Below are 24,547 nucleotides of genomic sequence, written 5' to 3' on the forward strand. Positions count from 1 at the left end.
TTCAATCTGCGCGTCCGTCACAACCCGCTCAGAGCGAGCGTTGAGATCTATAGGCAGCGCATAGAAGCCAAGCGCTTCGCCGAGCGCTGGCCTTTGCTTTCGATCAGCATGGGCTAAGGGCAGAATTCGGGCTAGGAGCGGACGTTCGTACCGACCGCTCAGTGCGGCGCATCGAAGGTATGCCGCACCTATAAGTTCTGAGAATCCGTTGTGAACAGCGTCCGAGACTAGCTTTGCGACTGTGACGATTCTTTTGCCGGCCGTGAGGAAGTGCCGTGTCCATGCAAGGGATCACCGGCACACTCGAAAAAAAAAGGGAGGTCGCGATGTCCGCATCGATAGGGTCGGTTTTGCTCATGTTGGGCATGGCGGTTGCTTTTGGCGCTCAGATTGGAATCTGTATGCACGCCTTCGCGGGCAATCCTGGTCTCGGCGTGCGTTGTCTGATCGTGCCGTTCTACGCGTATGTCTACGCACGGCGTCATCCCGTTAGCGTTTGGCTGCTGCGCGCTTGGTACGCAGGAATGGTCTGCTTCGCTATAGGAGCGATCATTGCTTCCGCATAGTTCCCGCATAGCAGTTCCTAAGTACAAGTAGCGACTTTCCATGCAACCGCGAAGTTCAAGGTGGCTTAGTCTTCTTTCGTGCCAACAGCAGACATTGACCATCACCTCATCATGAAGCTTGAAATGGAGCGCCTCGAAGCTCTCGTTGATCCCACCGACAGCCAGCTTGAAAAGCGGCTTTTGAAGCTGCGCAGCTACGGCCCGAACTCCTACGCATCGCTGACGGACGAAGCAGGCAACTATCTGCAAGTAGCTGGCGGTGGCGTGACCTGCATGATCGAAAAGTTTGATGTGGCGGCGTCAGAACGGCTGCGTGCTTTTCACAACCAACCGAGTCCAGTGTTTCCAGATGGGACGGTGCTTGCGTTTAGCGGCGGGGAATTGGCCCTTCGCGCGGACGAATGGTTTCAAGCTGCCGCGGTCGTCGATGTGTTTCTTTGCTTCAAGCATGGGCGACCGTTTGGTCAAGGGGTGCACTGGCGAAAAGCGCCGCACTGGCCCTCCGCTCTTGCTGCCGAGTAACGCCGCTAACGGCCAGAAGCTGACCTCAGTACTCGTAACTCACCTTGAAGGTCCAGTCGCCGGCTTCTTCAGCGACTGAGCAAACGATCTTGTTCCAGACCGTCCCGCGCTCCCGAAAGAAGTCCGAGAGACCATAGAGGGCGGCGAACAGGTCTTCTGTCGCGCTTACGACTTCTGGCCGTCCATCCGGCGACGTGATGACGATCGACATTTCTTCGGTCGCGCCATCGTCGTCCCGACTGACCTCGACTTCCGCTCGCGCCCATGTCTCGGGCGTTGCCGCGATCAGCGCATTTGCAAGGGCTTTGTCAAAGGGCGCCTGCCGCTCAAGCCAAGTATCCATACGGTGCCTCATTAAGCTTCAACGGAAACACAGCATGGCTACATAAAACGACTGCTTAAGAGCAGGAGGAAGGTCTGCTAAGGGCCCATACCTGCCGGTCGTAGAGCGACGACTTAGCCGTTCGCCCTCACCCCCCATGGCACTTCTTGAACTTCTTCCCACTCCCGCAAGGACACAAATCATTGCGCCCCGGTGTCGCTTCCTTCCGAATCGTCTCGACCTTCGGCCCCATGCTCTTCCATAGCTGACGCAGGTCGTACACGGCCCAGATGGCTTCGCCGAAGTCGTCGAGCCGTTGCTGGCTCACGCTCGGCGGGCCGTCTTCGCTGAACATCGACAACGTCGGTTTGGCGGTGTCGTCTTCGGTCAGGGCAACGATGCTGTCGAGCGCTTCGTCGAGCATTTGCGCGGCCTCTTTGTCGCGCGGCGCGGCCCAGTCTTCTGGCCAGTTTTCGACCGCGTACATGAAGCCCAGCGCCCACACTTGCGCGAACGAGGGGATCTCTTCGCCCTCGATGTCGGTGCGTTCGTCTTCGGGCAACGACGCGATGGCGCCGCGGGTGTCGAGCACTTCTGGTTGCCAGGTGCGCTCGTCATCGAGCGACTGCACATCGGCATCGAGGCCCTGCTCGATCTCGCGCCAGCGGCGCTTCCAGCGCCAGACGAATTCCATGTGCTGCGCCGCGACGAAGCCGTCGCCCAGCAGCACCGGCCAATATTCTTCGGTCGGCACCGGGCGGCGCGAGCACACGAGCGCGGCCATGAAGCCTTCGCAGAATTCCCACTGAGGGATTTCTTCGTCGGTCTCGCGCATGGCGTCGAGGTCGCCGTCGAGCGCATCGAAGTCGTCGGGGCCGAGCGGTGCGGGGTCGGCGGTGGGTAGTGCAGCGGCTTGGGTTGCAGGGTCGTTGTCAGGAGCGGAAGGAGTCGTCATATTGCGTCTGTTTGAGCCCTCTATGATGCAGCAGGCAGGCCGCCGGGCACTGGAGAACACACCATCGCGACACCGATCAACACACCTTTTCCCACCCGCTACATTGCGTTCGCGCTGTGCGTGGTCGGCTTGATCGCAAGCCTGGCGACGGTCCTGTTGTGGCCTTGGCTCTGGCGCGGCTGGGTCGGCGTCGGGGCCTTCGCGGTGCTGAGCGGCACTGGCGTGCACGACCTGCGGCAGACGCGGCATGCCATCCTGCGCAACTACCCGGTTATCGGGCACTTGCGCTTTTTACTGGAGTACATCCGACCCGAGATGCGCCAGTACTTCATCGAGAGCGATGCCGAAGCCGCGCCGTTCTCGCGCGCGCAACGCTCGCTGGTTTACCAGCGCGCCAAGGGCGAGCCCGACAACCGGCCTTTCGGTACGCAGCTCGACGTGACCATCGCCGGCTACGAGTGGATCAACCACTCGATGGTGCCGACCAAGCTCGCGAACCACGACTTTCGCATCGTCATCGGCGCCGACTGCGCGCAGCCTTACGACGCCAGCGTGTTCAACATTTCGGCGATGAGCTTCGGTGCGCTGTCGGCCAACGCGATCCTCGCGCTCAACAAGGGCGCCAAGGCCGGCAACTTCGCGCACGACACGGGTGAAGGCTCGATCTCGCAACACCATCGCGTGCATGGCGGCGACCTGATCTGGGAGATCGGCTCGGGCTACTTCGGCTGCCGCAACGACGACGGCAGCTTCAGCGAAGAACGCTTCATCGCCAATGCGCGTGACCCGCAGGTGAAGATGATCGAAATCAAGCTGAGCCAGGGCGCCAAGCCCGGCCACGGCGGCGTGCTGCCCGGCCCCAAGGTCACGGCCGAGATCTCGGCGGCGCGCGGCGTGCCGATCGGTGTGGACTGCATCTCGCCATCGTCGCACCGCGCCTTCGCCACGCCCGTCGAGATGATGAATTTCGTCGCCCGGCTGCGTGAGCTGTCGGGCGGCAAGCCGACCGGCTTCAAGTTCTGCCTGGGCCATCCATGGGAATGGTTTGCCATCGTCAAGGCGATGCAGCAGACCGGCATCACGCCCGATTTCATCGTCGTCGATGGCGCCGAGGGCGGCACCGGGGCGGCACCGGTCGAGTTCAGCGACCACGTCGGCGCGCCGCTGCAGGAAGGCCTGCTGCTGGTGCACAACACGTTGATCGGCGTCGGCTTGCGCAGCCGCATCAAGATCGGTTGTGCGGGCAAGGTGATCACCGCCTTCGACCTCGCGCGGATGATGGCGCTGGGCGCCGACTGGTGCAACGCGGGGCGCGGTTTCATGATGGCGCTCGGCTGCATCCAGGCGCAGACCTGCCACACCGGCAACTGCCCGACCGGCGTCACCACGCAGGACCCGTTGCGCCAGCAGGCGCTGGTCGTACCGACCAAAGCCGCCCGCGTGCAGAACTTTCATCGCAGCACGCTGCACGCACTGCAGGAGCTGGTGCAGGCCGCGGGGCTCGACCATCCGCAACAGATCACCGCGCACCACATCGTGCGGCGCATTTCCGACACCGAGGTGCGACTGTTGAGCAACCTCGTGATGCAGGTGCAGGCCGGTGCGCTGCTCGGGCCACTCGATGCGCAGCACAACGTGTTTCGCACGTACTGGCCGTTGGCGAACTCGGCCAGTTTTCAGCCGCTGCTGCCGGCGCTGCAGGCCGATGCGCAGAAGCAGCGTGAGGCTGCGGACGTGCAAGCAAGAACACAAACGCAGGCCGAAGGGCAGGCGCCGCAAGAGGTCGCGCTCAGCGCATGAACCCTCCCAAACGCAGCGGCTCCACGCGCATCCAGATGCGCAAAGGCGTGGCCTCGGGGCCTGCGCCACTCGACGCGCTTCCGCGCGCACCTGCACCGGGCGACTACGCCGAGTTCCTTCGCATCACACTGCGGCAGCAACCGAAGAACGTCGTCAGTCACCGGCTCGGCGCCGAGCGCGTGTGGCTCAAGAAGGCCGGTGCGCGGCACGGCAAGCTGCGCTATCACCTGCTCGCGGTCGTTGCCGGCCTGCTGCGGCTCGACGTGCTCAAGCCCGTGCCCAACCCCGGCGGCGAGGCGGCCATCGCCATCGAAGGTCGACGCCTGCGTGAGCTCGGCGCAGCGGGTTTGCGCGTGCCGGCCGTGCTGGCGCAGCAACCCGACGGCTTGCTGATGTCGGACCTCGGCGAGAGTGGTCGCAGCACCGTCGTGCTGCAGGAAAAGCTCGATCACGCAGCCGCCGCCGGCCCCGCCGCGCTGCTTGCCGTGTGGCGCGAAGGGCTCGACGCCATCGCCATCGTGCACGCGCGTGGCAAGTACCTGAGCCAGGCCTTCGACCGCAACCTTGTGCAGTGCCCCGACGGCGTCATCGGCTACATCGACTTCGAAGACGATCCGGGCGAAACGCTGCCGTTAGCTGAATGCCAGACGCGCGACTGGCTGAGCTACCTGCATTCGACCGCGATGTTGGTGCGCGCGGCGTCGCCGCAGGCCGCGGCCGATCACTGGCACGCGGTGCTGAAGGCGGCCGACATCGAGGTACGCGCGCGGTTGCGGCTGGCAGCGCAGCGAATGCGCTGGTTGCGGCATCTGCCGGCGGGTCGGCGCTGGGGGCGGGATACGCAGCGGGTGCGGGCTGTTGCGCGGTTGCTGTCGCGCTGGCATGGCAAGGGCGTTGCCTTGTCGGATTGACGCGATCAATCGAGCTTCATCGACCCCAGCCGCTTCACGATGAGGTCGTGCAGCGCCTGCGCCGCCATCGACAAGCTGCCCTCACGACGCTGCACCAGATAGACATTGCGCGTCAGGGACGCCACCGGAAACGGCCGCGTCACCAGTGTCTTCCGCCCGAAATGGAACAGCGTGAGAGCAGGCACGACGCTGATGCCGAGCCCCGCTTCGACCAATCCCATCACTGTCGCCAGATGCTCGACCTCGAACACGGCATTGAGTCGCAGCGGATGCAGCGCGGCATCGAGCGACTGGCGCACGCTGCTGTGGCGCGCCATCTGGATGAACGGCCACGGCGCGATCTTCCTGGCCGTGAGTCGCGGCTCCTGCGCCAGGGGATGGTCGGCGCGGCAAACCAGATGAAAGCGATCGGAGCAAAGCTTGCGGCTGCGCAGGTCGCTCGCCGAGGCCGAACCGGCGCCGGATGCAGCCAGTGCGAAGTCGACCCGACCGCTGCGAAGCAATGCCACGCACGCATCCGACAGCGCGTCGTGCAGATCGAGCGTGATGCCGGGCCAGGCTTGCATGAATTCCGCGAACACCGCGGGCAGCCAGCCAGCGGCCAGCGATGGCAAAGCCGCGACGCTGATCCGCCCCGTGCGCAGTGCGACGTGGTTCGCGAGATCTCCGATGGCGCCACCCATGTCGTCGAGCAGGCGCCGCGCAGGACCCTCGAACAATCGGCCCTCGGGCGTGAGCTGCACGTTGCGTGTGTCGCGGTCGAACAGGCGCGCGCCGACCGACGCTTCCAGCGTGCGGATGAGCGCGCTGAAGGCAGGCTGCGACAGATGGCAGGTCTGCGCAGCCCGCGTGAAGTTGCGTTGATCGGCCAGCGCAAGAAAGGCGCGCAGCTGGCGTGAAGACAGGTCGGGGGTTCTCATCTGCAGTCCACTCTACGACCTCGTTCTGTGATTTGAAATTCGGATCAATTTATTCGGATTTTTGATTTTACGGATGATGCTGCGGTGCCTACATTAGGACCATGCCGTTGCCTGTCACGCCCAGCCCACCCCCATTGCTCGTCGGTTGTGCCGCCGGTTTTTCCGGCGATCGCACCGACGCTGCGGGCCCGGTGGTCGACACGCTGATCGCTCGGCTCGCCAGCGGACCGGCCGGCCAACGCGCCTTCCTGATCTTTGAAACGCTGGCCGAACGCACGCTTGCGCTCGCGCAGTTACGTCGCCGTGCCGATCCGGATTCAGGCTACGAGCCGCTGCTGGATGCCATGCTGCGTCCCGTGCTGGCGCGCTGCCTGGCGCACGGCATCCGCATCGTGAGCAACTTCGGCGCGGCCAATCCGCGCGCGGCGGCACGGCACATCGCGCGCATGGCGGTCGAGCTGCAGCAGCCCCCGCCGTGCATTGCCGTGGTCGAGGGCGACGATCTGTCTTCGCCGGAACAACGCGCGCTGCTGCGAGAACAACTGGGCGCGCAGCTCGACGGCTTGCGCATCGTCAGCGCCAACGCATACATCGGCGCGGAACCGATTGCGGCCGCACTCGATGCCGGCGCGCAGATCGTGGTCTGCGGCCGCGTGGCAGACCCATCGCTCACGGTCGGCCCGGCGATGTCGCACTTCGGCTGGCGCGCCGACGACTGGACCGTGCTCGGCCGCGCGACGATGGCCGGCCACTTGCTCGAATGCGGCGCGCAGGTGTGCGGCGGCTACTTCGCCGACCCCGGCTTCAAGGATGTTCCGGGCCTGGCGAACGTCGGCTTTCCGATTGCCGAAATCGAAAACGACGGTCGCTGCACCATCGGCAAGGCCGACAACTCCGGCGGCCTCGTGACCGAGGCGACGGTCAAGGAACAACTGCTGTACGAGGTGCACGAGCCGGCGGCCTATCTGACCCCCGACGTGGTGGCGGATATCGCCGACGCGGAAGTTGAACTGCTGGGCGCCGACCGCGTGCGACTGTCGGGCGTGCGCGGCCATGCGCGTCCGACGCACTACAAGGTCAACGTGTGCCACGAAGGCGGTTGGCTTGCCGAAGGCGAGATCTCGTACGCCGGCCCGCGCGCCGAGGCCCGTGCACGCTTGGCAGCCGATGTGCTGCGCAGCCGATTGGTCGGGCTTAGCTTGCGCGTCGACCTGATCGGTTCGCTCAGCATCTTCGGCGACGACGCCGGCCGGGCGCTCGCCGAGTTGCCCGACGCCGGCCACCGCGATGTCCGCCTGCGCGTCGCCGCCACGCATGCCGATCGCGCCGAGGCCGAGCGGCTCGGCCGCGAAGTGACCGCCCTCTACACCTGCGGCCCGGCCGGCGGCGGCGGCGTCCGCACCACGCTCACGCCGCGCCTCAGCACCCTCTCCTGCCTGCTGCCGCGCGAGGCGGTGCCGGTGCGCTTCGAGATCGTCAGCGGTGGGGACTTGCCATGAACACGACCGTCATGGGCACCCATGCTTTTCCGCTGTATCGCCTGGCGCACGGGCGCACCGGCGACAAGGGCGACCGCTCCAACATCAGCGTCATCGCATGGCATCCCGAGCTGTTCGACTTGCTCGTCGCGCAAGTCACATCGGACGCGGTGGCCGCGCAGTTTCACCATCGCGCGCCGAGCCGCGTACAACGCTTCGTGCTTCCCAAATTGCACGCGATGAACTTCGTGCTCGACGGCGTGCTCGACGGCGGCGTCAACGATGCGCTGAACCTCGACACGCACGGCAAGGCACTGTCGTTTCTGTTGCTCGCACTGCCGGTCGACGTGCCCGATCACCTGCACCATCTGCTCGCCGGTCCATCCGAAGACTGACGCGAGTTTTCATCCTCACCACATCAGGAGACATCCCTTGAAATCGTTCCGTCCACTCCCTTCCTTTGCTTCGATGGCGGTCGTTGCCGTGGCCGCCACGCTGGCACTCTCGCTGGCGCCGATGCTGGCCCAGGCGCAGACCTTCCCGGAAAAATCGATCACCTTCGTCGTGCCCTTCGCGGCCGGCACCGCGACTGACCAGATCGCCCGCGCGCTCGGCAACGCCGTCACGGCCGAGACGAAACAGCCGGTGGTCATCGACAACAAGGCCGGCGCAAGCGGCTTCATCGCGTCGCAGAACGTCGCCAAGGCTCCAGCCGACGGCTACACCGTGCTCATCACCACCAACACCACGCACGCGGCCAACGAACATCTGTACAAGAAACTGCCGTACGACCCGGTGAAGGATTTCGCGCCTATCACCGCGCTCGGCAAGGGCGGCCAGATCATGGTCGTCGCGCCCGATTTCCCTGCGAAGACAGTGGCCGAGTTCATCGCTCTCGCAAAAAAAGATCCGGGCAAGTACAGCTTCGGCAGCGGCAGTTCGTCGAGCCGCATGGCGGGCGAGTTGCTGCAGCAGATGGCCGGCATCAAGCTGCTGCATGTGCCCTACAAAAGCAACACGCTCGCGGTGACCGATCTGCTCGGCAACCAGATCAACATGATGATTACCGACACCGCCACGGGCCTGCCGCAAGTCAAAGCCGGCAAGCTGCGTGCATTGGGCATGTCGAGCGCCCAACGCTCGCCGCTCGCACCCGATGTCCCGACGATTGCCGAAGCCGGCGTCAAGGGCTACCAGATGGGTTACTGGTTCGCGGCCTACGCACCGGCCGCGACGCCGCCCGCCGTCGTCAAGCGCCTGAACGAGCTGCTGGTCAAAGCCGCGAAGAGCGACGCAGCACGCACCAGCTTTTACGCGACCACCGGCACCGAGGTCTTCACGACCACGCCCGACGAGTTGGCGAAGTTCCAGGCCGCTGAATCGCAGAAGTGGGGCAGCATCGTGAAGGCGGCCGGGATCGAAGCGGAATAGGGTCGCGGCGCATGCAATCGGGGGGATGACTGCAATGAAGCTCGGGTGAGCCAGGAGACAAGGCCTGCTGGGCGTCCCGCTCAGGGTTCCATCTCGACACCCAGCGCCGCCAGCCGCTTGCGCAAGGCGCGCACCGCGCCATCCTTGCTCAGCAGCATCGCACCGTGCGCGACGGCCAGGTCGATGAATATCTGGTCCTCGGGGTCCTTGCAGGTCAGGCCTGCTTTTTCTGCCGGGGGCACGGTTCGCGTGAGGCGGTCGAAGGCGGCGATGACGTCGCCAGCACTCATTTCATAAAAAGCAAGCCGCGGCACGATCTTCGGATAGCCCAGCACGCGCACGAGTTCGACGCGCATGGCCTCCGTCGCGATCCAGGTTCGTGCCCCGGCTTCTAGCTCGGCGCGCAAGGGTTGCACGGCCACGTCGTTGAACACGAAGATGTCGAGAACGATGTTGGTGTCGAGAACGATGGGCGCCGAAATCATCGGGGAAGTCTAGGCGCCGCCACACGGCTGCAAAAGACCTGACCGACAATCCCTTTCATGAATACCGCATTGCTCGTGATCGACGTCCAACAAGGCCTGTGCGAGGGCGAGCATGCTCCCTTCGAATCGCCGCAAGTCATCGACCGGATCAACCGGGTTTCGGACAAGGCGCGCGCCGCCGGCGCCTTCGTGATCTTCGTGCAGCACGAGTCCGGCTCGGGCTACCTCGAACACGGCACTCCCGCCTGGCAACTGGCCGATGGACTCACCGTAGCGCCGACCGACCTGCGCATTCGAAAGACGTCCGCGGACTCGTTCCACAAGACCGATCTGCAAGCTGTCTTGAAGGCGCACGACGTCGAAGACCTCATCGTTTGCGGCATGCACACCGAGTTTTGCGTCGACACGACCATCCGGCGCGCGCTGGCCTTGGGCTACCCGGTGGTGCTGGTGTCCGACGCACACACGACCGAAGGCAATGCCGGCCTGTCGCCGCAACAAGTCATCCGGCACCACAACGACACCCTCACCAACATCAGCAGCTTCGGGCCGCTCGTGACAGCAGTGTCGACGGACGATTTACGCATCGGCACCTGACGCGTTCCGGTGCCTCGAGGCGGCTCAGGTCACCGGCACTTTCGGCGTGCGCGCCGAGCCCTTGACCATGTCGAACTTGAACAGCCGGCACTCGATCGGCCCGTTCCACATCGGCACGCGGCGCGACTCTTTGAGGCGCATGCGCTTGGGCAACTGCAGGTCGGGCGTGAGCACCCAGCCGGTCCAGCCGGCGTAGTTCTTTTTCCAGTGGCTGGCGAGCTGCGGGAAGAAGTCGCCGCTGGCATCGCCGCCTTCGGTCTGCGCCGACTCGCGTGCGCCGAACCGCGCGGTGTTGGCTGCGCTGTCCGCGCCTGCGATGCCACCGACTTCGATGCGCTCGCCATATGGAGGATTCACGACCATGACGCCTCCAGTGGTGCCAACGTCAACTGGCGGCATGCGCTGCAACGCGTCACCGCCACGGAACTCGATGCGGTCGGCCACGCCAGCGCGCTCGGCATTGCGCTCGGCAAAATCGACCATGCGGTGCGCCACGTCGGAGCCGAAGATGTTGGCCGGCCCCGGCTCGTGCGAAGCGCCGGCCTCTTCGGCCGCAGCCTTGATCGCCGCCCACACGTGCGGCTGAAACGCCAGCAATTTCTCGAAGCCGAACGACCGCAACCAGCCCGCCGGAATGCCCGACTGGATCTGCGCCGCCTCGATGGCGATCGTGCCGCTGCCGCAGCAGGGGTCGTACAAGGGTTGGGCTGCGACCTCGCCCGTTTCGGGGTTCCACCAGCCGCTGGCGGCCAGCATGGCCGCGGCCAGCGTTTCCTTCAGCGGCGCATCTCCGGTGTCTTGTCGCCAGCCGCGCTTGAAGAGCGGCTCGCCGCTGGTGTCGATGTAGAGCGTGCAGTCGTCGGTAGTCAGATGCGCGAAGACGCGGCAGTCGGGCCACTGCGTTTCGATGCTCGGCCGCACGCCGCCGGCTTTGGCGCGAAAGCGGTCGGCGATCGCGTCCTTGATGCGCAGCGTCGCGAAGTTCAGGCTCTGCAGCGGGCTGTGCTGCGCAGTGGTCTCGATCTTGAAAGTCTGCTTCGGCGTGAACCAGATCTCCCACGCCACGCCACTGGCAATGGCGTAGAGATCGTTCTCGCTGCGGTACGGCGCATGCGCCAATTCGATGAGCACGCGTTGCGCCAAGCGGCTGTGCAGGTTGAGCTTGAGGGCGTCGCGCCACTCGGCCCGGACCCGCACGCCGCCGCGCAGTGTCAGCAGGTCTTGGCCGACACGGCCGGTCAGCGCATGGACTTCCTGCGCCAGGAGTTCCTCGACGCCGGCGGCGCAAGGCAAAAAGAGAGAGAGATCGTTCACCCGCCCACTATAGTGGCCGTGCTCATGAGTTCCCCGTCCGCCCCCGCGTCGCCCTCATCACAGGCCGCTCCGTCGCCGGCCGTGCGCTTTGCAGTGCAGTGCGAAGTGCTGCGCCTAAGCGCCCAGCCCACCGGACCGATGCTGGCCGTGCAGTTCCTGCTGGACTGCGGCGTTGCAGCCCTCTTCGCCTGGCAGTATTCGGTATCGCACGCGCTTATCTGGATCACCATGATCGCCGCCAGCACCGCATGGCGCGGCTTTTTTCCGCAAGTGCTGCCCAGCTCGCTGACGCCCGAGAACCTGCAGCCTGCGCTCCGCCTGCACACCTTTCGCATCGCAGTACACGAGGCCGCGCACGGTGCGGCAGGCGTACTGTTGTTCAGTCCGACCGACCCGGTGGTGCAACTGCTGCTGGCCGTCGTCATCATGGCGATGACGCTGTCGTCGGCGTTCTCGGTGTCGTATCACACGCCCGCGATGCAACTGGCGATCTCGCTGCTGCTGGTGCCGATGATCGTGATGAGCCTCACCTACGGCCAGCCGGTGATGGTGACGGCGGCGGTCCTCGGCATCGGCCTGCTTGCGATGGTGTGGAAGCTGGTGTCGGAGCGCTCGCGCCAGCTCGAAGAAAACATCAGCCTGCGCCACAACGAGAGCGCGCTGCGCGTGCAGGCGCTGGCTGGCCTGCGCGCGTCGGAACAGGCGCAGGCCGAGCGTCTCCGGTTCTTTTCAGCCGCCAACCACGACCTGCGGCAGCCGGTGATGGCGATGGGCCTGCAGGCCGAAGTGCTGCGGCAGCAACTGCGCGCCGGCGAAAGCGCCGCCGTGGTGCAAGGCTCCGTCGATGCGCTGTCACGGGCACAGCAGGCGCTCGAAGGCTTGACCAACCAGCTGCTCGAAATCGGTCGCATCGAGGCCGCTGCCGACCCGTTCACGTTGACCGCGGTCGCCCTCGCACCGCTGCTGAACGAGTTCGCACGGCAGGCAGGCAGCGGCCGGGTGCGGGTGCGTTGCCCGGCCGAAGCCATCGTGTGGACCGACACGGTGGCGCTGCGCCGCATCGTCGCCAATCTGGTCGACAACGCTGTCAAGTTCGCACCCAATGGCCGCGTGTTGCTGGCCTGTCGGCGCCGGCCGGACGGCTGGCGCATCGAGGTGCGCGACAGCGGCATCGGCATCGCTTGCGAAGCGCAGGAGCGGGTGTTCGGCGACTTCGAGCAGGTCGGGAACGTGGAGCGCAATCTACAGCGTGGGCACGGGCTGGGGCTGGCCATCGTGCGGCGCCTGGCGATGCGGCTGGGGGTCCAGATCACGCTGCGGTCGCTGCCGGGACGCGGCTCGGTGTTCGGCTTCACGCTGCCATCGGCCCCTCGCGATGCGCACCCCGACCGCACGGCACGCGCCGCGACCGCGGCGGCGACCAGCACCGCTGCGCTCGACGCCATGCCGCTGGCGCCCGGCTTGGCGGTGCTGGTGGTCGAAGACAACGCTGTGGTGGCCGACAGCCTCGCGGCCCTGCTGCGCCAATGGCAGGCGCTGCCACGCATCTACGAGAGCGCGGCCGAGGCGCTGGCGCTCGCCGACCTGCAGGCCATCGACGTCGCGCTGTGCGATATCCGCTTGCCGGGCAAGCTCGACGGTATCGACCTGGCGCGACGCCTGCAACTGCAAAAGCCGTCGCTCACGATCGCGCTGATCTCGGCCGATATCGATGAAGCGACGCTGCACCTGGCCCGCGAGCGTGGCTGGCATGCGTTGCGCAAGCCGGTGCAGCCGGCGGAGCTGCGCGGGATTTTGTTGCAGGCGCGGCGGTAAACCGACGCCTTACAGCGCCTTGCGCAGATTCGCCGGTGCGATGCGCAGCGCTTCGCGGTACTTGGCGACGGTGCGCCGCGCACATTCGATCCCCTGCTCTTTCAGCATGTCGGAAATCTGGCTGTCCGACAGCGGCTTCTTGATGCTCTCGGCGCTCACGAGTTGCTTGATGAGCGCTCGCACTGCCGTGCTGGATGCATTGCCGCCGGTTTCGGTTCCGAGCGCCGAACCGAAGAAGTACTTGAGCTCGACCGTGCCGTAAGGCGTCGACATGTACTTGGCCGTGGTCACGCGGCTGATGGTCGACTCGTGCAAGCCCAGCTCGTCGGCGATCTCACGCAGCACCAACGGGCGCATGGCGAGTTCTCCGTGCACGAAAAAGCTCTTCTGCCGCTCGACGATGGCGTTGCTCACCCGCAGGATGGTGTCGAAGCGTTGCTGGATGTTCTTGATGAACCAGCGCGCCTCCTGCAGCCGCTGCGACAGCGCCTGGCTGCCCTCGCCCTTGTGCGCCTTGAGCGCGCCGGCGTAGATGTCGTGCACGCGCAGACGCGGCATCACGTCGGGGTTGAGCATCACGCGGAACTTGAGCGTTGCGCCACGACCGGTGCGGGTGACGATCACGTCGGGCACCACGATGTTGCGCTCGACATCGACGAAGCGGCGGCCCGGCTTGGGCTCCAGCTTGGCGATCGCCTGCAGCGCGCTGCGCACTTCTTCTTCGTTGCTGCGTGTGAGCGTGGCCAGACGTTTGAAGTCGCGCCGCGCGAGCAGCTCCATCGGCTGCTTGCAGATCAGGATCGCAGTCTTGCGGATCTGCTTTTCTTCGGCCGTCTCGTTCTCATGGGCGAGCGCCTTCAGCTGGATTGCCAGGCATTCGCCGAGATCGCGTGCGCCGACGCCGACCGGCTCCAGGCTTTGCAGCAGGCCGAGCGCCACCTGGAAGTGGTGGACGAGACCGTCGAACTGGTCGTTGTCATCGCCCGCGAGGCCCGATGCCAGCGCTGGCAACGAGTCTTCGAGATAGCCATCGTCATTCAACGATTCGATCAAAAAACGCAGTGCGGCCTGGTCGTTTTCGTTCAGCCGCAGGCTCAGTGCCTGTCGGTGCAGGAAGGATTGCAGCGACTCCTGGCTGCGCGCGAGCTCGGTGGCGTCGGTGCGCTCGCTGCCGTCGTTCGGGCCGAGGTTGTTGCTGCTGGCTGGCGCCTCGCCGCCCCATTCCCCATCGTCCGGCGTCATCTCGACCGTGCCGTCGCCGCCCCAGTCGGGCTCCTGGTCGGACATCTCGGCGGCCGGCGCTTCGGTCTCGCTGGCGGTGGTCGCGGTGCTGGCGCCGTCGGCACTGGTCGCGAGCGCGCTGGGCGCGAACTCGCCGTCGCTCTCGCTCTGGCGGTCGCTGTCGTGCTCTTCGCGCGGCGCTGGCGCGTCGGACACGTCGATGCCGAACTCTTCGCGTGCGGCTTCTTCGGCCGTGCGCTCCAGGAACGGGTTGTCGTCGAGCATCTGCTCGACTTCCTGGCTCAACTCGAGCGTGGACAACTGCAAAAGCCGGATCGACTGCTGCAGCTGTGGCGTGAGCGCCAAATGCTGCGAGACACGAAGAGAAAGACCTTGCTTCACGGACAGCCTGCCAGACACACTCTGTTCAAGAAACACCGCAGAACCGGCTTTGCCGGGCTGTTGGTGTTGCCCCCGGTCAGGGGGTGGAAGAAGCGACACGCAGTGCGCGACGACCTGGGGGCGAGCAACAAGTTCACATCCGGAAGTGTTCGCCGAGGTAGACGCGTCGTACCTCGGCGTTGTCGACGATCTCCGAAGGCGTGCCCTGTGCCAGCACTTGCCCGTCGCTGATGATGAAAGCGTGATCGCAGATGCCCAGCGTTTCACGCACGTTGTGGTCGGTGATCAGCACGCCGATGCCGCGCTCTTTGAGAAAACTGATGATTCGCTGGATTTCGATAACGGCAATCGGGTCGATGCCGGCGAAGGGTTCATCCAGCAGGATGAAGCGCGGCTGCGTGGCGAGCGCACGGGCGATTTCGACCCGCCGCCGCTCGCCGCCCGACAGCGACAACGCCGGCGAGTTGCGCAAATGTTCGACGCGCAGGTCGTTCAGCAGCTCGCTCAGCCGCTCTTCCATCCGTGCCTTCGATATCGGGACCGCCCTGCCGGACTCGTCGGTGTCTAGCTGCAGCTCGAGCACGGCCCGCACGTTCTCTTCGACCGTGAGCTTGCGGAAAATCGACGCCTCCTGCGGCAGGTAGCTCAGACCCATGCGCGCGCGCTTGTGGATCGGCATGTGCGCGATCGGCTCGCCGTCGATGGTGATCTCGCCCGCGTCGGCGCGAACCAGCCCGACGATCATGTAGAACGAGGTCGTTTTTCCGGCGCCGTTCGGGCCGAGCAGCCCGACCACCTCGCCCTTTTGCACGCCGAGCGACACATCCTTGACGACCGTTCGGCTGCCATAGGTCTTTTTGAGGCCGCGCGCTTCGAGGCGGCTGCCGACGTCGATCGTGTCTGCGTTTTCGATCACTTGCGCGGTTCTCCGCCGAGCGTGGTGCTCTGGCGCAGGCCGGAGCCTGCAGCGGGGGTGGCGGGCACCGTCGTGGCCGGCGCGGCACTGGAACCCGAGCCCGGACCGGACGCAGGCGGAGCCGCTTTGGCGCCACCGGCTGCCGACGCCGGAGCGCGCGGCGTGAGCACCGCCCTGACGCGACCACCCGAAGCACCGGCCGCGACGCTGGCGTCCGGCGGCAAGGTAGAACCGTTGACCGTGAAGGTGTCGTTGCTCTGGTCGTAGACGATCAGCGGGCCGGTGGTTTCGTCGTTGACCTTGGTGCCGATCAGCCGCCGCATCACGGCATGGCCGATGAACTTGACGTTGTCGGCGCGGCTGTCGTATTCGATGCGATCAGCTTCACCCTCTGTCCACTCGTCGCCCGGGGCGTCGCGTTTCTGCTTGTAGTAAGCCAGCTTGCCCGGCTCGGGCGTGACCACGCCGTATTGGTAGCCCTCGGGGTCCTGGCGCACGTCGATGCGGGCGCCGCGAATCACGATCGTGCCCTTGGTGACGAACACCTTGCCGGTGAAAACGCTGGTTTGCTTCAGGTCGTCGTAACGCAGCGCGTCCGACTCGATGTTCATCGGCTTCAGTCGGTCGGCCTTTTCGGCATGCGCCGGCAGGCCGGTGCCGAGTGCCAAGGCGAGCAATGCACCAAAGGTGATCGCGAAAGCAGAACGAAAGGAGCGAAGGGGGGATTTTGAGCGCAGGGTCATAGAGGCACGAAACTTGCTGCGCATTGTATGCGGCCAACTGACACGACCTTGACGAAAAAGCCCGCCGAAGCGGGCTTCTCAAAAAACGCGTGTGACAGCTTCAACCTTTGCGCGCTTCGGTGATCAGGTAATTGGCGACCTGCAGCGACTTGGTCATGTTGCCGGCGAGCTCGCCGTCGACGTAAAATCGCCCTGCCACGCCAAGAGCAGGCACACCGGCCACCTTGTACTGCTCGGTGATTTGCGTCGCCCGCTTGGCCTTGCTCACTACGCCGAACGAGGTGAACGCCTCCGTGAACTTGACTTTGTCGAGGCCGTTCTTTTCGGCCCACGCAATGATGGCCGCGTCGCCGTTCACGTTCTGGCGTTGGGTGTGGATCGCATTGAAGACCTTCATCGTGTATTCGTCGAGCTTGCCCATGGCATCGAGCGCGTAATACAGGCGCTGCTTAGGCTCGACGTCGTTGCCGACGAACGGCACGGGAACGCGACGGAACGCGGCGTCTTTCGGCAACGTTTTGACCCAGGCTTCGAGCTCGGGCTCGAACGCATTGCAATGCGGACAGTTGTAAGAAAAGAACTCGATGACCTCCACCTTGCCGGCCGGCGCATCGACCGGGACGCGGGGGCTCAAGTCGATGTAGTCCTTGCCGGCCTTGGGCTGAACCTGGGCATGCGAGAGAGAAGCGGCGGACATCAACCCGAGGGATGTGGCGGCCAGAGAAAAGTCACGACGGTTCATGTGTTTCATCAAAGAGGTGCTCCTGTTCGGCTGAAAGAGCCAGAAGTGCCGCGCGGAGTTCCGCGCCCGGTTGATTCAACGCGGCAGAGACGCAGTGCGTCACGCCGCGGCGAGTAAAGAAAAGTCAACGTTCCAAAACTCAACGCTCCACGGCGGACCGCACTCAGCGCTGCACCCGCACCAGTGCGGAATCGAAGCCGCCGCCATCGAGGCGATCTTTCAAGTGGTCGGCATCGTCCTTCTTGTTGAAGGGGCCGGCGCGCACGCGGTACACGGTGCGACCGGCTTGTTCGCGCTCGGTGACTTTGGCCTCGACACCCATCAGCGACAACTTGGCGCGCTGCGCTTCGGCGTCGTCGGTGGTGCGGAAGGCGCCGGCCTGCACGAAGTAGAGGAATGGGTCTGCGCCACTGGCGTTGGCAGCAGCAGTCGAAGGCGCCGCGCTGGCAATGGTGCCGCCGGCGGTCGGGTTGTTGCCGGATCTTGAGCGAGCCAAGTCGCCCAACGGATCGCTCGACGGCGGCAGTGCGTTGGCTTCGGCCGGCACCGGCGCTGTGCGCGGGCGCGGCGCAGCCGGGGTCGTGGACGCACCGGGCGCGACCACTACCGGAACCGGGCCGGTCGAAGGCGCATTGAGCGGGCCGACGGTCGCAGGTGCGGTCACCGAAGGCGGCTGCGGCTTGACGGCACCGGCCTTGCCTGCGAGTGGGCCGTTCGGGTCCCAGTCGCGGTTCTTGCGGGCTTCGGCTTCGTCCTGCTCGGCACCGCCGCGCTGGTTCTTGCTCATGAACGGGATCGGCACCTTGGTCACGTAGACCGCGATGCCCAGCGCCACGCCGAGCCCGAGCACCAGGCCGATGATCAGCCCGATGACGATGTTGCCGCGCTGAACTGAGCGTGTACTTGATTTCATTTTGAGGTTCGGAATCACATCTTGCGTGGCGCACTGACGCCAAGAATTGCGAGGCCATTGTGCAGCACCTGCGCAGTGGCGGCGACCAGCGCCAAACGGGCTTTCTTGACGGCTTCGTCGTCGACCAGAATGCGCTCGGCGTCGTAGTAGCTGTGGTAGCTCGCGGCCAGTTCGCGCAGGTAGAAAGTGACGTCGTGCGGCGCGAAATCCTTGGCAGCGGCGCTCAGCATGTCGGGGTACTTGGCGAGCAGCAGCATCAGGGCCTGGGCCGCCGGGCTGTCGAGCGGTGACACGTCGACCGTCTTCAGCGAGGCCTCGTCACCACCCCATGAAGTCAGCACCGAGCAGATGCGCGCATGGGCGTACTGCACGTAGTACACCGGGTTGTCGTTGTTCTTGGCCACGGCCAGGTCGACATCGAAGGTGTACTCCGTATCCGGCTTGCGGCTCAGCAGGAAGAAGCGAACGGCGTCGGTGCTGGTCCACTCGATCAGATCGCGCAACGTCACATAGCTGCCGGCGCGCTTGCTGATCTTGACCTCTTCGCCGTCCTTGATGACACGCACCATGGTGTGCAGCACGTAGTCGGGGTAGCTCGGCGGGATGCCTTCACCAACGCCCTGCAGGCCGGCGCGAACCCGTGCGATCGTGCCGTGGTGATCGGTGCCCTGGATATTCACGACGGTGTGGAAGCCGCGCTCCCATTTGGCCAAGTGGTAGGCCACGTCGGGCACGAAGTACGTGTACGTACCGTCGCGCTTTTTCATGACGCGGTCCTTGTCGTCGCCGTAGTCGGTGGACTTCAGCCAGAGCGCGCCGTCTTCTTCGTAGGTCTTGCCGGCGGCGACCAGCTTTTGCACGGTCGACTCGACACGGCCGCTGGTGTACAGGCTCGACTCCAGGTAGTAGTTGTCGAAGCGCACCCGGAACGCCTGCAGGTCGAGGTCTTGCTCGTGCCGCAGATAGGCCACGGCGAACTCGCGGATCGAGTCGATATCGGCGATGTCGCCGCTGGCGGTGAACTCCCGGTCGTCCGACTTGACGGTCTTTTTCGCCCTGAAGTCGTAAGCGATGTCCGCAATGTATTCGCCGTTGTAGGCGGCGGCCTTTTCACCGCTCGGCCAGTCGGCGTCGCCAGGCTTCAGGCCCTTGGCGCGCATCTGCACGCTGCTGGCGAGCGTCTGGATCTGCACGCCGGCGTCGTTGTAATAGAACTCGCGGAACACGGCATCGCCCTGTGAGGCGCGCAGGTTGCAGATGGCATCGCCCAGCGCGGCTTGGCGGCCATGACCGACGTGCAGCGGACCGGTCGGGTTGGCGGAGACGAACTCGACCAGCACTTTCTCGCCGGTGGGGGCTCGCTGGCCGAAGGTGGCGCCCGCATCGAGCACCTCGCGCACGATCTGCTGCTTGGCAGCGGTCTTCAGGCGGATGTTGAGAAAGCCCGGGCCGGCGATTTCGATCGACTGCACCCATTGCTGGAAGGATTGCGTGGCGAGCAGCGCCGCGCTCACCTCCTCGGCCAGATCGCGAGGCTTGCGCCCGAGCGGCTTGGCGAGTTGCATCGCGGCCGTGCTGGCGAAGTCGCCGTGCGCCGCCACCTTGGGCGACTCGAACGCGGCTTTGGCGCCAGCGCCGGGCGAGAAAGTATCGAGTGTGTTCGCGAGCGCCGCGAGCAACTCCTGTTTGACCAATAGCATCGGCCAATTTTACCGGGCGTAACAGCGGGCTCCTTTCTTGCGTCATCCTGCAGGCACCTTGCCCCGTTAGCATCATTGGCCCCGGTCGGGGCTGCTGTCGTCACTCAACCTCCAGGACATCCACACCATGAAAAAGCTCCTTTCCCTGATCGCCCTCGGCGCGTGTCTCTCTTTCGGTGCAGCCCACGCCCAGAGCGCCTGCGAAACGAAGGCCATGGACAAGAACGGCAAGCCCCTCGCCGGCGCCGCCAAGACCAGCTTCGTGAAGAAGTGCGAGAAGGACACCATGTCCTCGGCAGCGCCCGCATGCGCGACGAAGGCCATGGACAAGAACGGCAAGGCGCTGGCCGGTGCCGCCAAGACCAGCTTCATGAAGAAGTGCGAAGCCGACGCCAAAGGCTGAGACGGCGCTGAGGCGACCTCAGCGTCGCACTCAAGAGCCCGCTGCACGCGGGCTTTTTTGCGACTGCTTACTTCAACACACCGAGCAGGTTGTTGAAGTCGTCGCTCCAGGGTTTCACGCCGGGCTTCAGCGTGATCGCCGCGCCGGCACGGCCGATCGCCGGACGCGCCAGCGTTTTCGCGTCGCGAGCGACAAGAACCCAGTCGGTGTTGCGCAGCGCACCGTTCTCCGGCTCGTCATGCACCAGCACCGCGTGCAGCCCACGCGACTCGGCGATGCGCGCCACCACCGGCGCCAGATCCAGGAAGCGATTGGTCACGTGGAAGGCGACGACGCCGTCGGGCTTCAGATGCCGCTCGTACACCGCCATCGCCTCTACGGTGATCAGGTGGATCGGCACCGAATCGCCGGAGAACGCGTCCACTGCGAGCACATCGAAGTTCTGCGGCGCCTCGCCCTCCAGCGCCAGCCGCGCATCGCCAAGCACACGCTCGATGCGCGCCGGGCTGTCTTTCAGAAAGCTGAATTCGCCATCGGCCAGCTCGAACACCTGCGGGTTGATTTCATACACGCGATAGGCGTCGCCAGTGCGCCCGTAGGTTGCGAGCGTGCCGGCACCCAGGCCGATGAGGCCGACCCGGCGCGGCGCATCGGGCGCCGACGCGATGGCGCGGCCGATGCCCGCCGATTCGCCGTAGTACGTGGTCGGCTCACGTCGGCGCGCTGCGGCCAGGAACTGCTCGCCGTGTTTGACCGAGCCGTGGTACATCTGCCGCACGTTGTAGTTCGGATCGTCCCGGCGCGTATCGAGCGTGATCAGCGTGCCGTAGAAGTTGCGCAGCAGGCCGCGCGCATCGGTCGTGTCGTCGCGAATCTGCACCGATAGAAACCATGCACAGCAGGCGGCGAGTGCGACGCCAGCGCCGCCCAGCCACCGGCGCTGGCCCGACCCGCGGCCCGCCAGCACCGCGCCGAGCAGCGCGGTCAGCACCAGCCCGATGCCGAGTTCGTAATACGCTGGCAGCACGTGCGGTGCGAGCAGACCGACCGTCACGCCACCGATGGCGCCGCCCAGCGATAGCATCAGATAAAAGCGCGTGAGATAGCTCGGCCCCGGCCGCATCCGCGCCATCTCGCCGTGCAGGAACATGCACAGCACGAAGAGCCCGGCGACGTAGATCGGCAAGGCGGTCTTGACGTCGGAGCCGACGCTGTCTTGCAGGCCGAATGCGCAGAGCAGCAGCATCGCCGCCGCGCCGGGTAAAAAAATGCCGCGCCGATACCAGCGATCGCTTTCGAAGCACAGCACGAAGGTCAACAAGTAGACCGACAGCGGAAGCACCCACAGGAACGGGATCGCCGCCACGTTCTGCGTGATGTGGTTGGTGATCGCGAGCAAGAGCCACGAGCCGAGGGCCGGCAGCGCGAGCCACAGGAGGTAGTCGACGGTGCGCGGCTTCACATCGGGTGCCGCAGAAACCGTGGCGACAGGCGCCAGATGCGGCGCACCGCTCGCCCAGCGCCGCGACACATAGATCGTCGTGCCCGCACACAGCGCGGCAAAGGCACCGAATCCCCACGACCAGCCATGCGCCTGCTGCACCAGCGAACTGTACGGCTCGATCAGCACCGGGTACGCCAGCAGCGACGCCAGCGACGCCAGGTTCGACAGAGAAAAGTAGCGATAGACCTGCGCACCCCAAGGCGTGCGCGCCACCCACGACTGCACCAGCGGCCCGGTTGTCGAGAGCAGAAAGTAAGGCAGACCGATGGTGCCGAGCAGCAAGCCGAGGATCCACAGCGTCGGGTCTTCGGAGCCGGTGGGCTTCCAGCGCGCGCTGGTGACGATCGGCAAAAACGCGAGGCTCACGAGCAGCAGTGCGACGTGCAATCGCGCCTGCGCTTTCACGCCCAAGCGCCGCGTAACCCAGTCGGAGTACGCGTAGCCGGCCAGCAGCACGACCTGGAAGAACACCATGCAGATCGACCACACGGCCGCTGAGCCACCGAACCACGGCAGGATCTGCTTGGCGATGAGCGGTTGAACCAGGAAGAGCAGGAAGGCACTGCTGAAAATCGTGCCCGCAAAAAGAAGCTGGATGCCGACCGGTCCCATGCAGCGCTTATTTGCCGAAGCCGCGCGCGAGGAACACGGCGACCAGCGGGATGAGTGCGATCAGGTGCGCTTGCATCATCACCAGGCGCCGCGTCTTCTTGATGTCGCCTTCAAATGGCAGCTTGCCGGTGGAGCGCAGCGTTTTGCGCCAGCGAAAGAAGGTCAGCGTCGGAAAGATCGACAGCACGCCGACGATGATGAAGAGCCCCAGCTTCACGTGCAGCAGCGGGTTGGTCCAGTACCAGGCCGTGCCTTTCACGCCCCACCAGGTTCGCGCGATGCCGGTGGCCAGCACCGCGATGGCCGCGATGCCGTAGATCATGTCGACCCTGGTCAGCCGCTCGACCACGGCCGCATTGAGCCACTGCACCCGGCACAGCGCGGCTTCGCTGGCGATGAAGACGACCATCGTCAGGATGGCCAGCAAATGCAGGTACGCGAGGATGGCTTCGAGGGTCATCGATTGCTCTCTAAAAATAGACGGCACCGCGTCTATTTTGCAACCGCTTCAGCGCATCCGGCGCAACGCGTAGCCAGGATCGGCGGCGAACTTCATCGCCCGCGCCACCTTGTTGAGCAGTCGGTCGGCCGGCCGCGGTTCACGCCCCATGACCGCCTTGAACATGCGCAGGTTGTCGGCTTCGTACAGCTTTTGCAGTCGCCCGCTGCCGGTGATGGAGCCGGGGTACATGCGAAACAGAGCGATGTCGTCTTCGATGCGAACGAACTTGGCGCCGGCCAGCGCCATGTCCAGGAAGAGTTCGGCATCCCACGAAGTGCGGTTGGCCTTCTTGAAGCCGCCGATCTTGCGGAAGATGCCCTGGCGGAAAAAGGTGCCCTGCTGGAACAGCGTGACGCCACCGTTGACGTAAAGCCAGGGCGTCAGGCGCGACGGCAGGATGCGCTTGCCGCGCTTGCCTTTTTCGTCGGAGAAATAGCCACAACCCATCACCAGATCGGCGTCGGGCTGGCGCTTGAATTCATCGGCCATGCGCTGAAGTGAATTGGGCAGCAGTTCGTCGTCGGCATTGATGAAGGCGAGCACTTCGCCAGTGGCATGGGCGAAGCCCTTGTTCAAACCATCCGACGGGCCATCGTCTTTTTCATAGACGCGGATGATCCTGTCGCCGTACGAATCGATGATGGCGCGGCTGTCGTCCTTGCTGCCGGGGTCGACCACGATGTATTCGAGGTCGGGGTAGTTCTGGTTCAGCACCGAGTCGATGCAGGCGCGCAGGTACTCGCCCTGGTTGAAGGAAATCGTGACGACTGAAATTTTCATGGCCGGATTGTGCAGTGCAGCGAGCGCTGTCGAACCCCAGACAAGACCTCGATTCGCCGCCCATTCAGCGAACTTCTCCCCAAAATTCCGGCCTGCCGTACTGCTGCTTCAAAAAATCCAGCCAGAGCCGCACCCGCAGTGGCAGGTGGCGCGCATGCGAAAACAGCGCGTAGATGCCATTGGCCGGCGCGGCGTATTCGTCGAGCAGCGGCACCAGCAGGCCGGCATCGATCTCCGCCTCGACCTCCCAAGTGCTGCGCCAGGCGATGCCGTGTCCGGCCAGGCACCAGTCGTGCAGCACCTGCCCGTCGGAACAATCGAGCGGGCCATGCGGCTTGAAATGGATCACCTCCAGCTTGCCGGCGGCATCGGGTGTGCGAAAGGCCCAGCCGCGGGTTTGCGAGGCGTCGCTCGACAGCGTGAGGCAGGCGAAGCGCGACAGCTCGCTCGGGTGCTGTGGCGCACCATGCCGCTGGATGAAAGCCGGCGTGGCCACGCAACGACGGCGGTTGTCGGCCAGCCGCAAGCTGACCAAGGACGAGTCCGGCATGTCGCCCACGCGCACTGCGCAGTCGAAGCCCTCGCCCGCCAGATCCACCACGCGGTCGCTCAGGTTGAGCGAGATCGTGACCTCGGGATGCAGCTCGCGAAAGCGCGGCACCAGCGGCGCGACATGTCGGCGCCCGAAGCCCGCCGGCGCGGTCATGCGCAAGTGGCCGCTGGCCTTGACGCCGCCGGCGCTCACGCTGGCTTCGGCGTTGGCCATGTCGATCAACAGGCGCTGGCAGTCTTCGAGAAAAGCGCTGCCCTCGTGCGTCAGCGTGAGGTGCCGCGTGGTGCGCACCAGCAGCTTGACGCCGAGCCGCTCCTCGAGTGCGTCGAGCCGTCGGCCCATGATGGCCGGCGCCACGCCCTCCGCCTTGGCCGCCGCCGTGAGGCTGCCGCGCGTGGCGATCGAGACGAAGGATTCGAGTTGTTTCAGGCGGTCCATGG

General features: G+C 65.2%; 26 protein-coding genes. 11 read left to right on the forward strand and 15 right to left on the reverse strand.

Annotated features, from left to right (window positions below):
• Positions 1 to 6 precede the first annotated feature (6 nt).
• The 3 genes from QN397_RS21300 (at position 7) to QN397_RS21310 (ending at position 1,088) form a co-directional block, all read left to right on the forward strand.
• A complete protein-coding gene (locus QN397_RS21300) occupies positions 7 to 117 on the forward strand; it encodes a hypothetical protein (protein ID WP_323498677.1) in 111 nt (36 codons plus the stop codon).
• Between the two features lie 164 nt (positions 118 to 281).
• Entirely contained in the window at positions 282 to 566 is a 285-nt protein-coding gene (locus QN397_RS21305) for a hypothetical protein (protein ID WP_323498612.1), read from the forward strand.
• Between the two features lie 111 nt (positions 567 to 677).
• Positions 678 to 1,088 carry a hypothetical protein gene (locus QN397_RS21310; RefSeq protein ID WP_323495733.1) on the forward strand — a complete coding sequence of 137 codons (411 nt, stop codon included), beginning with the start codon at positions 678 to 680 and terminating at the stop codon, positions 1,086 to 1,088.
• A gap of 25 nt (positions 1,089 to 1,113) precedes the next feature.
• Here QN397_RS21310 and QN397_RS21315 read toward each other — a convergent pair whose 3' ends face one another.
• The gene (locus QN397_RS21315) at positions 1,114 to 1,431 is read right to left on the reverse strand and encodes a hypothetical protein (RefSeq protein ID WP_323495732.1); all 318 of its coding nucleotides are present in this window, start codon (positions 1,429 to 1,431) and stop codon (positions 1,114 to 1,116) included.
• A gap of 127 nt (positions 1,432 to 1,558) precedes the next feature.
• Entirely contained in the window at positions 1,559 to 2,365 is an 807-nt protein-coding gene (locus QN397_RS21320) for a UPF0149 family protein (RefSeq protein WP_323498614.1), read from the reverse strand.
• Between the two features lie 63 nt (positions 2,366 to 2,428).
• Between QN397_RS21320 and QN397_RS21325 the strand changes: the two genes are divergently transcribed.
• Positions 2,429 to 4,165, forward strand: coding sequence for an FMN-binding glutamate synthase family protein (locus QN397_RS21325; RefSeq protein ID WP_323498678.1), 1,737 nt, complete (start codon positions 2,429 to 2,431; stop codon positions 4,163 to 4,165).
• Positions 4,162 to 5,076 carry a hypothetical protein gene (locus QN397_RS21330; protein WP_323498615.1) on the forward strand — a complete coding sequence of 305 codons (915 nt, stop codon included), beginning with the start codon at positions 4,162 to 4,164 and terminating at the stop codon, positions 5,074 to 5,076. The genes QN397_RS21325 and QN397_RS21330 overlap by 4 nt, the downstream gene beginning before the upstream one ends.
• 5 nt (positions 5,077 to 5,081) lie before the next feature.
• On the opposite strand, the gene QN397_RS21335 is transcribed toward QN397_RS21330, so the two are convergent.
• Positions 5,082 to 5,996 (reverse strand): LysR family transcriptional regulator, encoded by a 915-nt coding sequence (locus QN397_RS21335; RefSeq protein ID WP_323498616.1) that lies wholly within the window; start codon positions 5,994 to 5,996, stop codon positions 5,082 to 5,084.
• 101 nt (positions 5,997 to 6,097) lie between these two features.
• Here QN397_RS21335 and QN397_RS21340 point away from each other — a divergent pair, with 101 nt between their 5' ends.
• From QN397_RS21340 to QN397_RS21350, 3 genes are all read left to right on the forward strand, one after another.
• Complete coding sequence (locus QN397_RS21340; protein WP_323498617.1) at positions 6,098 to 7,495, forward strand: acyclic terpene utilization AtuA family protein; 1,398 nt, start codon at positions 6,098 to 6,100, stop codon at positions 7,493 to 7,495.
• A complete protein-coding gene (locus tag QN397_RS21345) occupies positions 7,492 to 7,869 on the forward strand; it encodes a hypothetical protein (protein WP_323498618.1) in 378 nt (125 codons plus the stop codon). Before QN397_RS21340 ends, QN397_RS21345 begins: the two co-directional genes overlap by 4 nt.
• Before the next feature lie 73 nt (positions 7,870 to 7,942).
• Positions 7,943 to 8,905 (forward strand): Bug family tripartite tricarboxylate transporter substrate binding protein, encoded by a 963-nt coding sequence (locus QN397_RS21350; RefSeq protein WP_409051327.1) that lies wholly within the window; start codon positions 7,943 to 7,945, stop codon positions 8,903 to 8,905.
• 80 nt (positions 8,906 to 8,985) lie between these two features.
• Here the strand turns inward: QN397_RS21350 and QN397_RS21355 are convergent, their stop codons facing one another.
• Positions 8,986 to 9,390 carry a PIN domain-containing protein gene (locus QN397_RS21355; protein WP_323498619.1) on the reverse strand — a complete coding sequence of 135 codons (405 nt, stop codon included), beginning with the start codon at positions 9,388 to 9,390 and terminating at the stop codon, positions 8,986 to 8,988.
• A gap of 57 nt (positions 9,391 to 9,447) precedes the next feature.
• Between QN397_RS21355 and QN397_RS21360 the strand changes: the two genes are divergently transcribed.
• A complete protein-coding gene (locus QN397_RS21360) occupies positions 9,448 to 9,987 on the forward strand; it encodes a cysteine hydrolase family protein (RefSeq protein WP_323498620.1) in 540 nt (179 codons plus the stop codon).
• A 24-nt stretch (positions 9,988 to 10,011) separates the two neighbouring features.
• Here QN397_RS21360 and QN397_RS21365 read toward each other — a convergent pair whose 3' ends face one another.
• Entirely contained in the window at positions 10,012 to 11,301 is a 1,290-nt protein-coding gene (locus QN397_RS21365) for a THUMP domain-containing class I SAM-dependent RNA methyltransferase (RefSeq protein WP_323498621.1), read from the reverse strand.
• A 24-nt stretch (positions 11,302 to 11,325) separates the two neighbouring features.
• Here QN397_RS21365 and QN397_RS21370 point away from each other — a divergent pair, with 24 nt between their 5' ends.
• Positions 11,326 to 13,116, forward strand: coding sequence for a hybrid sensor histidine kinase/response regulator (locus QN397_RS21370; RefSeq protein ID WP_323498622.1), 1,791 nt, complete (start codon positions 11,326 to 11,328; stop codon positions 13,114 to 13,116).
• 9 nt (positions 13,117 to 13,125) lie between these two features.
• Here QN397_RS21370 and QN397_RS21375 read toward each other — a convergent pair whose 3' ends face one another.
• The 6 genes from QN397_RS21375 to argS form a co-directional block, all read right to left on the reverse strand.
• Complete coding sequence (locus tag QN397_RS21375) at positions 13,126 to 14,739, reverse strand: RNA polymerase factor sigma-54 (RefSeq protein ID WP_323498623.1); 1,614 nt, start codon at positions 14,737 to 14,739, stop codon at positions 13,126 to 13,128.
• Between the two features lie 133 nt (positions 14,740 to 14,872).
• Positions 14,873 to 15,652 (reverse strand): LPS export ABC transporter ATP-binding protein, encoded by a 780-nt coding sequence (gene lptB, locus QN397_RS21380; RefSeq protein ID WP_416352219.1) that lies wholly within the window; start codon positions 15,650 to 15,652, stop codon positions 14,873 to 14,875.
• Positions 15,652 to 16,398 carry a lipopolysaccharide transport periplasmic protein LptA gene (lptA, locus tag QN397_RS21385; protein ID WP_323498625.1) on the reverse strand — a complete coding sequence of 249 codons (747 nt, stop codon included), beginning with the start codon at positions 16,396 to 16,398 and terminating at the stop codon, positions 15,652 to 15,654. Before lptA ends, lptB begins: the two co-directional genes overlap by 1 nt.
• A 100-nt stretch (positions 16,399 to 16,498) precedes the next feature.
• Positions 16,499 to 17,140 carry a thiol:disulfide interchange protein DsbA/DsbL gene (locus tag QN397_RS21390; RefSeq protein WP_323498626.1) on the reverse strand — a complete coding sequence of 214 codons (642 nt, stop codon included), beginning with the start codon at positions 17,138 to 17,140 and terminating at the stop codon, positions 16,499 to 16,501.
• 163 nt (positions 17,141 to 17,303) lie between these two features.
• Positions 17,304 to 18,053 carry an SPOR domain-containing protein gene (locus QN397_RS21395; protein ID WP_323498627.1) on the reverse strand — a complete coding sequence of 250 codons (750 nt, stop codon included), beginning with the start codon at positions 18,051 to 18,053 and terminating at the stop codon, positions 17,304 to 17,306.
• 14 nt (positions 18,054 to 18,067) lie between these two features.
• Positions 18,068 to 19,753 (reverse strand): arginine--tRNA ligase, encoded by a 1,686-nt coding sequence (gene argS / locus QN397_RS21400; protein ID WP_323498628.1) that lies wholly within the window; start codon positions 19,751 to 19,753, stop codon positions 18,068 to 18,070.
• 127 nt (positions 19,754 to 19,880) lie between these two features.
• Between argS and QN397_RS21405 the strand changes: the two genes are divergently transcribed.
• The gene (locus tag QN397_RS21405; RefSeq protein WP_323498630.1) at positions 19,881 to 20,156 is read left to right on the forward strand and encodes a hypothetical protein; all 276 of its coding nucleotides are present in this window, start codon (positions 19,881 to 19,883) and stop codon (positions 20,154 to 20,156) included.
• A gap of 67 nt (positions 20,157 to 20,223) precedes the next feature.
• Here QN397_RS21405 and QN397_RS21410 read toward each other — a convergent pair whose 3' ends face one another.
• The 4 genes from QN397_RS21410 to QN397_RS21425 all read right to left on the reverse strand — a co-directional run bounded on the left by QN397_RS21410 (position 20,224) and on the right by QN397_RS21425 (position 24,545).
• Positions 20,224 to 22,272 (reverse strand): fused MFS/spermidine synthase, encoded by a 2,049-nt coding sequence (locus QN397_RS21410; protein WP_323498631.1) that lies wholly within the window; start codon positions 22,270 to 22,272, stop codon positions 20,224 to 20,226.
• A gap of 7 nt (positions 22,273 to 22,279) precedes the next feature.
• Positions 22,280 to 22,732 (reverse strand): DUF2214 family protein, encoded by a 453-nt coding sequence (locus QN397_RS21415; protein ID WP_323498632.1) that lies wholly within the window; start codon positions 22,730 to 22,732, stop codon positions 22,280 to 22,282.
• 48 nt (positions 22,733 to 22,780) lie between these two features.
• The gene (locus tag QN397_RS21420) at positions 22,781 to 23,554 is read right to left on the reverse strand and encodes a glycosyltransferase family 2 protein (RefSeq protein ID WP_323498633.1); all 774 of its coding nucleotides are present in this window, start codon (positions 23,552 to 23,554) and stop codon (positions 22,781 to 22,783) included.
• A 64-nt stretch (positions 23,555 to 23,618) separates the two neighbouring features.
• A complete protein-coding gene (locus QN397_RS21425; protein WP_323498634.1) occupies positions 23,619 to 24,545 on the reverse strand; it encodes a LysR family transcriptional regulator in 927 nt (308 codons plus the stop codon).
• Positions 24,546 to 24,547 lie beyond the last annotated feature (2 nt).

This window comes from Variovorax sp. RTB1, from assembly GCF_035018765.1.
Taxonomy (GTDB): Bacteria; Pseudomonadota; Gammaproteobacteria; order Burkholderiales; family Burkholderiaceae_C; genus Variovorax.